Genomic DNA, 14,317 nt, shown 5'->3' on the forward strand with positions numbered 1-14,317 from the left:
AAAGTTGTAGCTGTAAAAATGGCGATTTTGTTATCAGATTAAACAGCATTAGAGTGGCTTGATCATTCTCTTTCGACTAGCAATAGCTTGGCTAGATGTCCGTTAAGAAAGATCCTCCTATCTTGCGAGGCGAAGTGGAAATTGCCGAGGCAACTTGTATTGCTATTATTGGACTCTCTTGTTTTGATGGGTTTGAAAGGCTGTTAAAGTCTACGAAAGTCATAGCTAGTGTTGATCATTCCAAGACCTTGGAAAGGTCTACTTCAGAGTAATCATAGGTAACCGGTTCAAGCTCGTTAACGATGTTGCAGTAAATGACTTCTCGTTCGACCAGGGCATTAGCGTAGCGTTGGATCTGCGGAGGGTTCAGCAAGTAAGCTCCTATCCGTTCTTGTGCCTCACTGATATTGCTGTAAAGACGGTAGTGGTCTGCAGATTCAACTCCCTTCGCTATAGTCATAACAATGTTCTGGCGTAGAATTCCTCTGAGAAAGGTAGCCAAAATAGCGATGTCCACAATGGGGGTGCCGGCATAGGGGATGCCGCAATGGATCTGGCCGTTTAGCAGAATGAGGGGTTGGATTTTAAAATTACTGGGTAGCTTAAGACCACGTTTAACACATTCCTTACGAAACTTTTCTTTATATTTTTTAATGTAGTGGATTTTTCTCTGAAGTTGAATTTGAGCTTCGATGACCTTTTCCCGGTGCTTAAATACTTCATCAGGATCAACTGGTTGCAAATAGCATTTTGCTTCGCCAATAATTACGATGTTACCAATACGTAGTACGATATCGATGTCTTCGTAGAGAGGCTCGTCTTTGAGTTCTTTAGGTAGATAGAATTTCAAAGCATGTGGGATTAAGGCTATGTGATTCTTTATGGGCGAAAAGTTAATGCTATCGCTTAATACATCCCGAAGATGTTTTTCGAAAGACGGTCCGCGGGCTTCGAGCTTCGCACCGAGCTGACGGATCCAGATGTCCACGTTACGTTGGATAGCGCCCTCTGAAGGTGTATAAAGCGGTAAGAGCTCACAATCGTTCAACGCGATTAATGGTTGGGTCCATAGTTCATTTTCTTCATGTCGATGCGCCACAGATGGAGTATAGGTAAAAAAGCTTACTAGTCTTTGGCTGATCTCATTGCTTATGTCTAATGATTCTCCTATGGTTTCTATTAAGGCTGACTTAGAAATTCTAGGTGCGGTGATTTCAGTTAGTGCTTGCTTGTAATCGCGCTGGTTGCGAAGCACATGGGCGCCCTTCTGTAAAAGAAACACCAAGCTCTGTAGTACGGTCCAGCACTTTATAACATCAGTTATTGTGCCTCCTGCAAGCGTTGGGCTTTGGAATTGGAGGTATTCTAGATGGTATGGCTGCAGTGCTTCTCGTATCAAAACATAGACGCTACGCGACTGCTCGCTTATTGCGTCATCTGCGGCTAGCTTGAAAGTGTAAGAACGGTCAGTGGCTTCAATTGCTATTATTGGCCTAGGTATCCCGAGTGCAGCATGACTGCCCAGATGGCGCTCTCGTTCAAATATAGAGTGGTAATGGATGTGGGTGGCGTGATAAACGGTACTACGCCGGCACAATGTTATCCCTTTCCAATTGGCATCAGCAGGCCGCACTGGCGAAAACTTTACACCTTTCGCAGACTCGGTAATTGCGTAGTTATTCCACAAGCATTCGTCCCAAAGATTTTCCATAATTTTGTAAAAAATTCCTAGCGCATAATCTGCTGCGATATCGTCTTGCGATTCTGTATGCGGCTGCGGATTTTCTAGGTGCGGAGTGTTATGGCTAAGTATCATTCGCAGTGGTAGTTGTAGCCCATCTATATCTGATTGCGCTACCTGATCCAGCGAATGAGAAGCACCGTCACGGTCAAGAACTTTTGGGAGAATATGACTTGCGCTTTGTTTTGCTGGGCTTAGCGATCGGGATTCGTAAACGATCTCAGCAATTGATAGTTGATAGCGGACAGCATTCAAATTCGCATGACCTACGAATGCCAGTAATTTTTTTTCCTTGCTAATATCTTTATTGGCTGCAAAGCTCAGATTCCTCCTAATTGTTGAGAAGGCTCGAAAAAACCACTTGCCAGCTTCGTACAGATTTTTTGACTCTTGATCTGCTTCGTCAAGTTCAAAAGCTGCCTTCCACTTAGATAAGGAGAAGCTTTTCTGATTGGGGCGCGCGACTTCATTATCCCGGACACGCTTTGCAAAAGTCATTGAACAGTCCTAGGTGGCTTATGTCTACATGTAAATAGCCTACCGAAGTATAGGTGACGGGTCTAGTTGCTTTTCACGGATTGGACGGTATGAGGCAATATGCCATTGGTCACTAGTAAGATGTATGAGAGGGGAAGGGGGAGCTTACATGAATTTTTATATCTAGCACCAGGTCGGGTATCGATTAGATAAATGATGGGTGTTGAATGGTGGTATCGTGAGATGTGATAGTGTGTTAGTTGTCGCGCCTTGCGGTTGCGCCGTACCATATTGGGTGTCTTATAGGTGTCTACTTTGAAAGCGGTGCTATAAGTCAATGCTGTAAGTATTAGTAGTGCTGATTAAGACAGCGTATGATGTCCGAATAATGTGTGGCTAAATCATTTAAGGCTCTGTTGGGGCTTAACGTGGTCAGCTGATTAATTATCGATTTTCACTATTTAATTCGTCATATTAAGGCGCGGAAAGTTATTGCCGTACTGGATCAACATGTCCCTATTTTCTCATTCATGTGCTCGCACAATGTCAAGAAAAGTCAAGTGCCGCTTAGAGATCCTTTGCATCTTTGAAAGGATCTCTAGCTAAATGCAGATGAACTATTCTTGATTTTTGCCATATGCGTAGCGGGCCCAGTCATCCATCATCGCTCGACGCTTTTCGAACAAATCCCCTCGGAAGTATGCAGCTTCTGCTTTATCTTGTCTTATATGAGCTAGCGCCTGCTCACATACCTCCCGAGGATACTGTGTTGTTTCTGCTGCCCAATCTCTAAATGTCGACCTGAAACCATGAATAGTGAGATCGCTACGGTTCATCCTGCGCAGAGCCATTAGCATTGATGTATTAGATAGATGGCTACCGGTTTTAGTGCCAGGAAAGAGGTAGTCACTTTCCTTTAGGTGTACTAAGCCACTTATAATTTCGCATGTCGCATCGCTTAATGGGACGCGATGTTCCTTGCCAGCCTTCATTCGAGAAGCCGGTATCTTCCATATCTTGTTTTTAAGGTCTACCTCTTTCCAGGTTGCTCCTAGAACTTCACTCGTCCTGCAAGCAGTTAGTATCGTCAAAACAATCGCTCGGCTGGACAGCTCCTGTCTGAGCATCAACATTTTCATGAATTCAGGCATCTGCACCCATGGTAGAGCCGGGTGGTGTGCTACGACCTGAACCTTGCTTCTAGGAGGCAGTAGCTTGTCGAGATGTCCCCGCCACCTTGCGGGATTTTCGCCCGCCCTTAAATCCCGGGCCTTCGCAGCGTCGAGTACCATCTCTATTCGATTACGAACGCGAGAGGCTGTCTCCGCCTTGGTTTCCCAAATTGGCCTCAGCACCCTCAGCATATGGTCTGTGGTGATCTCTTCGGCGGGGACATCTCCGATTACCGGATAAGCATAAGTAAGTAGAGTGTTCTCCCACTGTTGAGCATGCTTGGAATTCTTCCATCCAGCCCTGTGTGTTTCGATGTACTCCAGTGCAAGCGCTTTGAAAGTCGTAGCGCGTGCCAGCTTTTCTTGTGCCTCTCGCTTCTTCGTAATCGTCTGCTCGGCACGATGGGCGAGCGGATCGATACCCATCGCAAGCAGCTGCCGTCTTTCAAACGTAGCGTTCCTGGCATCCTTCAGTGAAACTCCAGGAAATGCTCCGAGACCCATTTCTCGGCGTCTGCCGTCAATCTGAAAACGAAGCACCCAAGATTTCGTTCCGTTTGCCCGGACAACCAGACGCAGGCCGTGGCCGTCTTCATACGTCCCTTGAACCGTAAGATTCTTGATCTGTGCAGGATTGAGCTTACCCATGATCTTTCCCTAAATGTGCAGCCAGTAGTCCCCCATCTGGTCCCCCACCTCGTCTTGGATACGGTGATATCGGGATGGATGTGTTCGGACGACTATAGCCGTTAAGCCCAGTGTTTACAGTGGTTTGTAAGACGTGGTTGGATGGCGTTGGAAACCAGTCAGTAGGACTATCTCTCCGCCATATCGTTTCCCAAAAAGCCCCGCTCTGCGGGGCTTTTTGGCTTCTGGCGTTCGCCAATCCATCATTGATCTCCTACTGCCCATATGCGTCTAAGCGCAAGCCTGCACGGCTGCCAATCCGCATGTAATGAATAGGAATCGATGGCTGCCAACGCATCATGCCCACTGCCTTTACAAGACGCATACTTCAGGCCAATTACGCTGTATGGCGATGCTGCTTTCTGCTGAGCCGAGGATCACGGCGACTGGCGCAGGAGCACGGCTTAAAGATAGGCTTAAAGTTCAACAATCAACTGAATCGCCGCCTTCAATGGCCGACGTTTGATTGCCGCTTTAAAGTCGAGCCAAACAGCTTTCAACTTCTCATGACAAATGTAATCGCTGACTGCGTCTGGCAAGCTGCGGGCCTTATTGGTTGTCGCGGCCAGAATTGATCCGCCGCCTCATCAAACGTGGTGGCATAAGCCTCGCTTGGTGCGTTTTCTATTGCAAAAAAAGAAAACTACCCGTTCTCTGTAACTGAGACCATGCGGGCCGGGAGTAGGGCGGCGGAGACGTTACGGTCTTCCATGAAGATCCTCAGGCAGACGCATGTGGCGGTCAAGCCTCTATCGAATTCTTGAATCTTTTCTGATCACGCCGGAATGTATTTCTCGGAATTCTTAATGCTCTGACTGCTTATGGTGGCGTATTTAAGCGCTATATATGTTTGAGTCATATATAGCGATGGGAGCGAAGTGGGTCGTGATTGTTATGTGAATCGATTGGCGCTGCTTGATGATCGTGAAATCTAGGATGGTTGAAAGCCTCGGGCATCACATCGGTGAGTGCGTGGAAGTGGTGCTTTAAGAAACCAGGTCAGGGAGTTCGGAGCTGCGCTCATGCCTACCAATATTCGAGCAATAAAAGCTTAAGGGGCTAGCTAAATATGTAAGTGCACGATTCACGCGGCACTCTAGGCTGTTGGTGATAAGGCTTGTTATTTCCTATTCAAAGGAGAGCCGCGATGTGACCTAGGCGTATGTTGCAGGGAATCGAAAGCGGCCTTATTGAATGACGCCAAAGATCGGCAAGAACCAGCCGCCCTGGGAGCCGCGGCACGACGATATTGAGCCCTTCCAGGTGGGATTATAGCGAAGTGCGCGCCGGAGCATACGGGAGGCCGCACCCTCCCTAGCAGTACCCATCAAAGACCATCAGGGACTGACTGGCATGTGGCCGCCCGCAAGGGCCAAATCCATTTGGATCGACCGTCGCAATGACGAGGCTATCGGTACCGTACTGATTACGTGCTAGAGCAGCTCGGGGGAAGGGTATGGATTGAGTTGGGACGGTATGCGAGGAATCCAGGCGCTACGATCTGACGTCGATTCTGGAGTATCCCGCGACACAACCGCCGGCTGCCAATTTGGGATAACGGCCCCTCAACGATGGGCCTAGCATCCGGCAGTACCTAGAACAACAGGGCTCCGGTCGACACGCTAGGCTCAACCCCAGACGCCGGCCCACTCAAAGCGACTGCCTCATACAACAAGGTCAAGATAATGAGCGTATGCGAGAACTTGCCAAAGGCCACCAATCAGCTGCGGCGTGGCGCCCTCGGCGTCGGATTCATCATCTTCTTCGTCATTTCGGCAGCCAGCCCCTTGAGCGTATTAGCCGGTGGTTTTCCAATCGGCATCATGCTTGGTAACGGTCCGGGCACGCCGGCGTTGCTGCTACTGGCGCTGGGTGTGCTGCTGACGTTTGCCGTCGGCTATACCACCATGGCACGCAACGTGACCAACGCCGGTGGCTTCTACGCCTTTACTTCGCTTGGATTGGGCGGTCTAGTCGGCGGCGCTGCGGGCGTGCTGGCCATGCTTGCCTACAACATCCTCCAGGTCGGTCTGTATGGCATGTTCGGCGGCGTGGTGTCTGGCACAATGGCTAGCGTATTTAGCATCTACCTGCCTTGGTGGGTTTACTCGCTGATAGCGATGGCCAGTATCGCCATATTGGGCTACCGCAAGATCGACCTGTCTGCACGGGTGCTGTCGTTCATCGTGGTGGCCGAGTACCTGGCCATTCTGGTGTTGGATATCGCTATCCTGACCAGCGGCGGTGATGCTGGCGTCAATTTCGATTCCTTCAAGTCCGAGCACATCTTCAGCGGCACGCCATCCATTGGTCTGCTGTTCTGCTTCGCTGCGTTCATCGGCTTCGAAGCCACCACCATCTATGGCGAGGAAGCGAAGGATCCGCAACGGGCGATCCCGATCGCGACCTACGTGTCGGTGCTGCTGATTGGCGGCTTCTATGCCCTGTCCATCTGGTCCATGGTGGTGGGGGTAGGTACCGACAAGATCGTTTCCGTGCTGCAGCAACTGGGTGAGCCGACCACTTTCATCTACGGGCTGTCCGATCATTATGTAGGCCCCGAGCTGACACGGATCATTCGGGTGCTGTTCATCGTCAGCATCTACGCGGGTCTGCTGGCCTTCCACAACTCGGCGGCACGTTACTTCTACGCCATTGGCCGCGACGGGCTACTGCCACGGGCGCTTGGATCTACCCATCGGATTCACCAGAGCCCACATTTGGGGTCGGTGCTGCAAAGCCTGATCGCTGCCGTGGTGGTGCTGGCATTCGCGGCGCTGGAAGCCGATCCGGTGCTGCAGCTGTTCGCGTGGTTCTCCAGCCTAGCCACGCTGTGCCTGATTCTACTGATGGCCATGACATCATTGGCCGTGCTGATGTACTTCCGGCGTAATCCGCAATTGCAGCTCGGTGTGATACGACGGCTGGTGCTACCGGTGTTCTCCGGTTTAGCGCTGACCATGGTATTGATCATCGCCGTGTTGCACTTTGACGTTCTCACGGGATCAAGCAAGGCTTTGTCTTATCTGCTGTGCTCGACCATTCCAGTGGCCATGGTTATCGGCGTATGGCTCGCCGCGCGACTGCGTCGCCGCTCTATGACCTGCTTTATCGCGCTGGGCAGCCACAAGCTCTGACCTGCATGGGGCCAGTTGGCCGAGCGACGTAAGGTTGCCCGGTCAGCTCTTCTTATCACCGAACGCTGGTGTCCTTCTTGGTCCGCACTGGTGCGTTACGACGTCGGTGTGGTGCGTTGCGCGTGGATGTTTGCGGCAATGCGCTGCGCGGTATCGATGAGCATGTCGCGTACGGTCTCCTGGCGTAGCAGCTTGAAGTCTGCGGTGCTGCCAACGGCAGAAATGCTTCCGATCACTTCCTTCTCGTCGACGTTGATGATGGGCGCTGCAATGCCGGTGAGACCGTAGTTCAGTTCGTCGTGGGTTATGCAGTAACCATCCTTACGAATCTTCTTCGCGTCGCGGGCAAACTCTGACCAGGGCCGCGTGCTGTAAGGATGGGTCGGATCGGTAACGATGTAGCGTTCGAACAGTTGTTGCAGGCGTTTGCCGCGCTGGGCGGCGACCAGCACCTTGGACTGTGCTCCGCGGAACAGCGGCAGCGGATGGCCGCGGCCGAAGGCGAAGGTCGAGGCGTCGTATGACTCGGTGATGTAGGTATTGATGATGTGGCCATCGTAGAAAACGCTGGCGAACACCGCCAAGCCGGTCTTTTGCGCCAGCTCGTTCATCAGTTTGCGGCCGGCGCTGAGAATCGGATCGTACTGCCGCATGACCCAGTCCAGCTCGATGATGCGCGGTCCCAGTCCGTAGCTCCCAGCGCCGACTCGTTTCAGCAGACCCGCCTCGCACAAGTCCTTCACGTAGCGGTACACCGTCGCTCGCGACAGGCCCATGCGTGTGGCGATGGTCTCAGGGTCGATCTGCAATTGGTGCGGACCAAACAGGTCCAGCACGCCCAGGGTCTTGCTCAAGCTGCTCATGGCAGGGCTCCTCAATATTAGGGCGCAGAAACGCCTGACAGATATCTGGGCAGAAGTCGCCCAAAAAAGATCTGTATTGAGAATATAGCTTAATTAACTATTTTAAAAACAATTCAAAAATCTCATTTGTCTCGTATTTTGAGCTTTTTGCCAAAAAAAGCTTGTTTGGCGTTTTGGGTGATGAATAAATCCTGAAAACGCCAGACGCCTATGAGGCCCGACAAATGAATGGTGCTGAACTGCTATTGAAAGCCGCTGCCGCGAGCGGCATCGAATACTGCTTCGCCAATCCTGGCACGACCGAGATTCCGCTGGTCGCGGCGATCGCCAAGGGTCATGCGCCGTCGCTCAAGCCGATCCTGTCACTGTTCGAAGGGGTATGCACCGGTGCCGCCGACGGTTACGGCCGCATCGCGGGCAAGCCGGCGATGACCCTGACGCACCTTGGTCCCGGCTTTGCCAACGGCATCGCCAATCTGCACAACGCGCGCCGCGCCAATACGCCGATCGTCAACGTCATCGGTGACCACGCCTCGTGGCACGTCAACTACGACCCGCCGCTGGCCAGCGACATCGAGGCCCTGGCGGGTGCGGTGTCTGGCTGGGTACGTACCGCGCGCCAGGCCGAGCGGGTGGGTGAGGATCTGCAATGCGCAATGCAGGCCGCCTGGCAGCCGCGGGGCCAGATCGCCAGCTTGATCCTGCCGATGGACTTGCAAGCCAATGCGGTAAGCGAGGCCGCGTCACGTTTCGCTCCTGTCCAGGCGCCGGTACGTCGCTTCGCTGGCGATCAGGTCGAGCAGGTGGCACGCGCCCTGAGGGAGGGCAAGCGCCTGGTGTTCATCGTCGGTGACGTCGGTTTGAGCGCGGCAGGCCTGCAGGCGGCAGGGCGCCTGGCGCAACTCCCGGGGATCCGCCTGTTCGCGGAAACCTTTCCGCGCGTCAGCCACCGGGGCGGTGGCTTGCCGGACCTGGATCGGCTGCCGTACTTCCCGGAAGTCGCCATCGAGATCCTCGATCAGTACGACCTGGTGGTCTGTGCCGGCGTGCCGGAGCCGATCAGCTACTTCGGCTACGAGGGCATCCCTTCGCGGCTGGCCTCGCGTGAACGCCTGCTGTCGCTGGCCGAGGTAGGCGACGATGTGGTGGGCGCCCTGACGGCGCTGGCCGACCTGTTGGAGGCACCGGCCTGCGTGGCGGTCGAGCAGGGCATCGAGTTGCCCAGCGGTGAGGCGTCCTTGACACCGCAGTCGGTCGGCCAGGTGCTGTCCGCCGCGCTGCCTGACGACTGCATCGTCTCCATCGAGGGGGGTACCTGCGGTTACCCGTTCTTTACCGCCTCGGCGCGGGCCGCCCGCCATCGCGTGCTGACCAACACGGGCGGCGCCATCGGCCAGGGCATTCCGGCCGGCTTCGGCGCTGCTCTGGCCGAACCGGGTACGCCGGTGTTCTGCCTGCAATCGGACGGCAGCGCGCAATACACCATCCAGACCCTGTGGAGCATCGCCCGCGAGCAGTTGCCGGTGGTGATCCTGATCGCCGCCAACCACCGCTACGCAATTCTGCAGAACGAGCTGCGCCGTTATGGCGTGACCGAATTCGGCCCACAGGCACTGGCGTTGACCGAGCTGGACCGCCCCCGGGTGGACTGGAAGGCGCTGGCCAAAGGCTACGGGGTCCCGGCCAGCACCGTCCGCACCAATGCCGAGCTTCGCCTGGCCCTGACCCGCGCCGTGGCCTCCAAAGCCCCCTGCCTGATCGAAATGGAGCTCTGAATCATGAGTCTGACTCAGCTATTACCGGCTGTTCACGCCTTTATCGCCAAGCCGCAGCGCCTGTTCATCGGCGGCGCCTGGCAGGACGCCAGCGGTGGTCGCCGCTTCGTGGTGGAGAACCCGGCCACGGCGTCGGCGATCAGCGAGGTGGCCGAGGCCAACGAGGCCGATGTCGAAGCGGCCGTGGCAGCGGCCCGTGCCGCCTTCGAAGGGCCCTGGCGGCGCGAGACGCCTGCGCGTCGGGGCTATCTACTGTATCGCCTGGCCGAGCTGATCGACGCGCATGTCGAGGAGCTGGCGCAGTTGATTACCCTGGAGAACGGCAAGCCCATCGGCAACGCCCGGGGCGAGGCGAGCAGTGCGGCCAACATCATTCGCTACTTCGCCGGCTGGCCCACCAAGATCGAAGGCAGCACGCCACCGGTGTCGCCGGCCAGTGGCGCACCGATGCTCAACTACACCCTGCGCGAACCCGTCGGCGTCTGTGCGTTGATCGTGCCGTGGAATTTCCCGCTGACCATGTGCGTGTGGAAACTCGGCCCGGTGCTGGCCACCGGTTGCACCGCCATTCTCAAGCCGGCCGAGCAAACCCCCCTGGTGGCCGTGCGCCTGATGCAACTCATCGAGCAAGCCGGCTTCCCGGCCGGCGTGGTCAACCTGCTGACCGGGCCGGGCAGCCGGATCGGGGCGCCCCTGGCGGCCCACGCCGAGGTCGACAAGATCGCCTTCACGGGTTCAACCCAGGTAGGGCGGCAGATCGCCCAGGCGGCCACCGGCAACATGAAGAAGGTGTCCCTGGAGCTGGGCGGCAAGTCGCCGAACATCATCCTGCCGGACGCGGACATCGTGCGCGCCGCCAAGGGCGCCGCGGACGGCATTTTCTACAACCAGGGCCAGGTGTGCACCGCCGCCTCGCGCCTCTATGTGCACGACTCGGTGCTCGACCAAGTGCTCGAAGAGTTGCGCAAGCATGCCACCCGGCACGTGATCGGCCCCGGCCTGGATCCGGCCACCACCCTTGGACCGCTGGTGTCCGAGCGCCAATTGCGCACCGTCACCGGCTACCTGGAGCGCGGCCTGCAGGACGGCGCCGAGCTGATCGCCGGCGGCAAGCGTCCCGAACACCTGGAACGCGGTCATTTCGTCGAGCCGACGGTGTTCTTCGACCGCACCGAGACCGCCTGCGTGGCCCGCGAGGAGATTTTCGGCCCGGTGCTGACGGTGATGAGCTGGTCGGACGTCGACGAACTCGCCGCGCGCGCCAATGACTCGCCCTATGGCCTGGCCGCCGGGCTATGGACCCGCGACCTGCGCTCTGCGCACCGCCTGGCCGCGCAACTCAAGGCCGGCTCGGTGTGGATCAACTGTTGGAACGTGGTCGATCCGGCCTCGCCGTTCGGCGGCTACAAGCAGTCCGGCTGGGGCCGGGAAATGAGCAAGAACGTGATCGACGCCTACACCGAAACCAAAAGCGTCTACGTCGATCTCGCCTGAGCAAACAACGATAACGAGGACATCTCATGGATCTGCAACTGCAAGACCGCGTCGCCATCGTCACCGGCGGCGGCATGGGCATCGGTAAGGAAGTCGCGCGTTTCCTATCCCAGGAAGGCTGCAAGGTGGTGATCTGCGCCCGGCGCCTGGAGTTCCTGCGGGCGGCGGCCGAGGAGATCAGCGCTGAAACCGGCAACGAGGTGCTGCCGCTGTTCTGCGATACCAACAACATGAGCGCCGTCTCCGAGATGGTCGCCCAGGCCCAGGCGCACTTTGGCCGCATCGACATCCTGGTCAACGGTGCCGCCGCGCCATCCGGCGTGGTGCGCAACGACATCGAATTCGCTGGCGATGACGAGCTGCTGTCGGACATGAACACCAAGGTGATCGGCTACTTCCGCTGTGCCAAGGCGGTGACCCCGCACATGAAGGCCCAGGGCTTCGGTCGCATCATCAACATCGGCGGCTTGACCGGGCGCGGCAGCAAGGTGCTGTCGGGCATGCGCAACCTGGCCATCGCGCACATGACCAAGACGCTGTCGGACCAATTAGGCCCGTCCGGCATCACCGTCAACCTGATCCATCCCGGCGTGGTGGACACCCCGCACATCCAGGAGCTGTACGAGCGCGAGGGCGTCAAGCAGGGCAAGACCCCGCAGCAGGTCGAGCAAGCCTACATCGACGCCACGCCCATCCGACGCACCCTGCAACCGATCGAGATGGGCTGGTTGATCGGTTTTCTCGCCTCGCCGAAGGCTGGCGCCGTGACCGGCGAATCCATCGGCATTGACGGCGGCCTGACCCGCGGCATCTTCATCTGAGGAAGCAATCATGAGCACTGGAACCTTGTTTGTGGCCACCGTTGGCCAAGCGGTCATCCGCAGCGCGGATGACGGTAAGAGCTGGCACCGTCTGGGCCTCGGCCAGGACATCGAATTCGACGCCATCACCCGCTCGCTGAGCGTGGCGCCGTCCGCGCCGGAAGTGATCTACGCCGGCACCGACGTCGGCCTGTGCGTGAGCCACGACGTGGGTGGCAAGTGGCATCAGGTCGAATCGCCCTTCAACGGCGAGACGGTGTGGAAGGTCGCCGTCGATCCGCAGGATGCCCAACGCATCTTCGTCGGCACGGGTGCGCCCTCGCGCGCCGTGCTCTGGCGCACCCTGGACGCGGGTGCCACCTGGTACCGCGTACCGGTGGAGATCCCGGAGTTCTGCGATGGCGTGAGCAAGCCACGCCTGCTGGCTTTCGCCTACGACCCGACCGACCGCCAGCAGGTGTGGTTCGGCTTGGAGGAGGGCGGTCTGTTCCACAGCCGCGACGGCGGCGACACCTTTACCCGCGTCGATGACCGTCTGCTGTGGGACTACAACTCGGACGTGCACAACATCGTGGTGCTGCCCAACCATGGCCAGAAAGTCATCGTGGTGGTGTGTGTCAACGCGGTGTACCGCAGCTTCGACGAAGGCGTGACCTGGACCGGCGTCATCGGCGCGGAAGCCTTCGGCCTGTACTACGTGCGCGTGCTCAACGCCCCGGTAGGCAGCGAAGACACCCTGTACCTGAGTATTTCCGACGGTACTCCCGGCACCACCAGCAAGGTCCTGGTCTCCCGCGACGCCGCCGCCACCTGGGAAGTGCTGCCGCTCTCGCAGCAACCCAACTCCTGCGTCTGGGCCATCGCCTTCAACCCGGCCAACCCCAAGCAGATGCTGGCCGGCACCAAGTACGGCCACCTGTTCACCTCGGAAAACGGTGGCACCGGCTGGCAGAAGCAGTGGCGTGAGTTCAGCGAGATCGCCGATGTGCTGTGGACGCCGGCGGTGGCGCAGATCAAGGCGGCCCACACCTCCGTCGTGCAGAAAAAATGAGGAGCAAGCGATGAACATTGAGATCTTGCGTACCCATATTTCGCTGTTCGTTACCGACCCGGACGCCTCGGCCCTGTGGTACGCCGATGTCCTGGGCATGCACGAAAGCGCTCGCGGCGAGGCCTGGGTAATGATGGCCTTTGGCAGCAAGCACCACGATATCGCGCTGATCAAGGCCGAGCCCGGTGCCCATCAGGGCGGCCTGGGCCTGCAGCACTACGGCCTGGAGGTGGCTGGCGACATGACCACCCTGCGCGAGCTGTACGGCATGTTGCTGAGCAAGGGCGTGGAGATCGTCAAGATCACCGACCACGAGATCGGCAATGGCCTGTATTTCCACGACCCGGACGGCAACCGCCTGGAATTCTTCTTCGAAACCGTCCACGACGAGGCCGATGCGAAGGCGCGGTTCAAGGCGGCCGGTGCACCGAGCCGCAACTTCACCGTCGACCCCCTTTACGAGGACCCGCTCAATGAAAGCCCAGAATTTCGCTAATTATCACATCCGCAAGTGGTACAGCTTCACCGAAGAGACCTTGGCCAATGAAAGCGGCCAGCTGGCCGATGGCGAGCCGTTGTTCAAGTACGTCATCGCCGCTGCCATCCATAATCCTTACGCTGGCCGCTTTAGCCAAAGTCTCGACGAACTGATCGATGCCTCTCCAGAGCTGGGTCACGAATTCGGTCGCCGCATCCAGGCCCTGGCCGCTGGCCGTGCCATCGTCAGCTACGGCAAGGCCTGCCTGGTCGGTGCCAACAGCGAATACGAGCATGGCAATGCGTTTCTCACCAATCCGGCCGCCGATCCGGTGCGCGCGGCGCTGGGCGGTGGCAAGTCGTGGGTCCCCTCGACCGGCAAGCGTGGCGCGCCCGGGGTGACGATAGACATCCCGCTAGCGCACAAGGATGCGCTGTATGTGCGATCGCACTACGACACCATTTCCGCTTCGTTTGGTGACGGCCCGGCGTCGGATGAGGTGATTATTATCTGGGCCTTCGCTACGCGCGGCCGGCTGCATGCTCGGCTCGGAGGCCTGACGGCCGAGGCGATCAAAGGCGACAACGGTCTGACCTGACCGGTACCGGCGATAGGGAGTGC

Annotated in this window: 10 protein-coding genes; 7 read left to right on the forward strand and 3 right to left on the reverse strand. The window is 57.2% G+C overall.

Annotated elements, in window-relative coordinates:
- Positions 1-235: 235 nt before the first annotated feature.
- Together PJ259_RS01895 and PJ259_RS01900 are read right to left on the reverse strand one after the other, a co-directional pair.
- The gene (locus tag PJ259_RS01895; RefSeq protein ID WP_271654498.1) at positions 236-2,239 is read right to left on the reverse strand and encodes a hypothetical protein; all 2,004 of its coding nucleotides are present in this window, start codon (positions 2,237-2,239) and stop codon (positions 236-238) included.
- A 596-nt stretch (positions 2,240-2,835) separates the two neighbouring features.
- Entirely contained in the window at positions 2,836-4,038 is a 1,203-nt protein-coding gene (locus tag PJ259_RS01900) for a tyrosine-type recombinase/integrase (RefSeq protein WP_271654499.1), read from the reverse strand.
- A 1,724-nt stretch (positions 4,039-5,762) separates the two neighbouring features.
- On the opposite strand from PJ259_RS01900, the gene PJ259_RS01905 reads away from it, so the two are divergent.
- Positions 5,763-7,214, forward strand: a complete 1,452-nt coding sequence (locus PJ259_RS01905) for an APC family permease (protein WP_271654500.1) — start codon at positions 5,763-5,765, stop codon at positions 7,212-7,214.
- Between the two features lie 95 nt (positions 7,215-7,309).
- On the opposite strand, the gene PJ259_RS01910 is transcribed toward PJ259_RS01905, so the two are convergent.
- Entirely contained in the window at positions 7,310-8,077 is a 768-nt protein-coding gene (locus tag PJ259_RS01910) for an IclR family transcriptional regulator (RefSeq protein WP_271654501.1), read from the reverse strand.
- A gap of 224 nt (positions 8,078-8,301) precedes the next feature.
- Between PJ259_RS01910 and PJ259_RS01915 the strand changes: the two genes are divergently transcribed.
- From PJ259_RS01915 to PJ259_RS01940, 6 genes are read left to right on the forward strand one after another with little or no spacing between them, the layout of a single operon-like run.
- Entirely contained in the window at positions 8,302-9,852 is a 1,551-nt protein-coding gene (locus PJ259_RS01915; RefSeq protein WP_271654502.1) for an acetolactate synthase large subunit, read from the forward strand.
- 3 nt (positions 9,853-9,855) lie between these two features.
- Complete coding sequence (locus PJ259_RS01920) at positions 9,856-11,346, forward strand: aldehyde dehydrogenase family protein (RefSeq protein ID WP_271654503.1); 1,491 nt, start codon at positions 9,856-9,858, stop codon at positions 11,344-11,346.
- A 26-nt stretch (positions 11,347-11,372) separates the two neighbouring features.
- Positions 11,373-12,167: an SDR family NAD(P)-dependent oxidoreductase gene (locus PJ259_RS01925; protein ID WP_271654504.1), complete on the forward strand. Its 795-nt coding sequence runs from the start codon at positions 11,373-11,375 to the stop codon at positions 12,165-12,167.
- 10 nt (positions 12,168-12,177) lie between these two features.
- Positions 12,178-13,218, forward strand: a complete 1,041-nt coding sequence (locus tag PJ259_RS01930; protein WP_271654505.1) for a WD40/YVTN/BNR-like repeat-containing protein — start codon at positions 12,178-12,180, stop codon at positions 13,216-13,218.
- A gap of 10 nt (positions 13,219-13,228) precedes the next feature.
- Entirely contained in the window at positions 13,229-13,714 is a 486-nt protein-coding gene (locus PJ259_RS01935; protein ID WP_271654506.1) for a VOC family protein, read from the forward strand.
- Positions 13,692-14,294 carry an amino acid synthesis family protein gene (locus PJ259_RS01940; protein WP_271654507.1) on the forward strand — a complete coding sequence of 201 codons (603 nt, stop codon included), beginning with the start codon at positions 13,692-13,694 and terminating at the stop codon, positions 14,292-14,294. Before PJ259_RS01935 ends, PJ259_RS01940 begins: the two co-directional genes overlap by 23 nt.
- The last annotated feature ends 23 nt before the right edge of the window (positions 14,295-14,317 follow it).

Origin of the sequence: Pseudomonas sp. JBR1, from assembly GCF_028198185.1 — a bacterium.
Classification (GTDB): domain Bacteria; phylum Pseudomonadota; class Gammaproteobacteria; order Pseudomonadales; family Pseudomonadaceae; genus Chryseomonas; species Chryseomonas oryzihabitans_E.

Excerpts from the sequence above, each read along its gene's own strand:
- PJ259_RS01895 (WP_271654498.1), bottom strand. The coding sequence starts at position 2,239 with ATGACTTTTGCAAAGCGTGTCCGGGATAATGAAGTCGCGCGCCCCAAT.
- PJ259_RS01900 (WP_271654499.1), bottom strand. The coding sequence starts at position 4,038 with ATGGGTAAGCTCAATCCTGCACAGATCAAGAATCTTACGGTTCAAGGG.
- PJ259_RS01905 (WP_271654500.1), top strand. The coding sequence starts at position 5,763 with ATGAGCGTATGCGAGAACTTGCCAAAGGCCACCAATCAGCTGCGGCGT.
- PJ259_RS01910 (WP_271654501.1), bottom strand. The coding sequence starts at position 8,077 with ATGAGCAGCTTGAGCAAGACCCTGGGCGTGCTGGACCTGTTTGGTCCG.
- PJ259_RS01915 (WP_271654502.1), top strand. The coding sequence starts at position 8,302 with ATGAATGGTGCTGAACTGCTATTGAAAGCCGCTGCCGCGAGCGGCATC.
- PJ259_RS01920 (WP_271654503.1), top strand. The coding sequence starts at position 9,856 with ATGAGTCTGACTCAGCTATTACCGGCTGTTCACGCCTTTATCGCCAAG.
- PJ259_RS01925 (WP_271654504.1), top strand. The coding sequence starts at position 11,373 with ATGGATCTGCAACTGCAAGACCGCGTCGCCATCGTCACCGGCGGCGGC.
- PJ259_RS01930 (WP_271654505.1), top strand. The coding sequence starts at position 12,178 with ATGAGCACTGGAACCTTGTTTGTGGCCACCGTTGGCCAAGCGGTCATC.
- PJ259_RS01935 (WP_271654506.1), top strand. The coding sequence starts at position 13,229 with ATGAACATTGAGATCTTGCGTACCCATATTTCGCTGTTCGTTACCGAC.
- PJ259_RS01940 (WP_271654507.1), top strand. The coding sequence starts at position 13,692 with ATGAAAGCCCAGAATTTCGCTAATTATCACATCCGCAAGTGGTACAGC.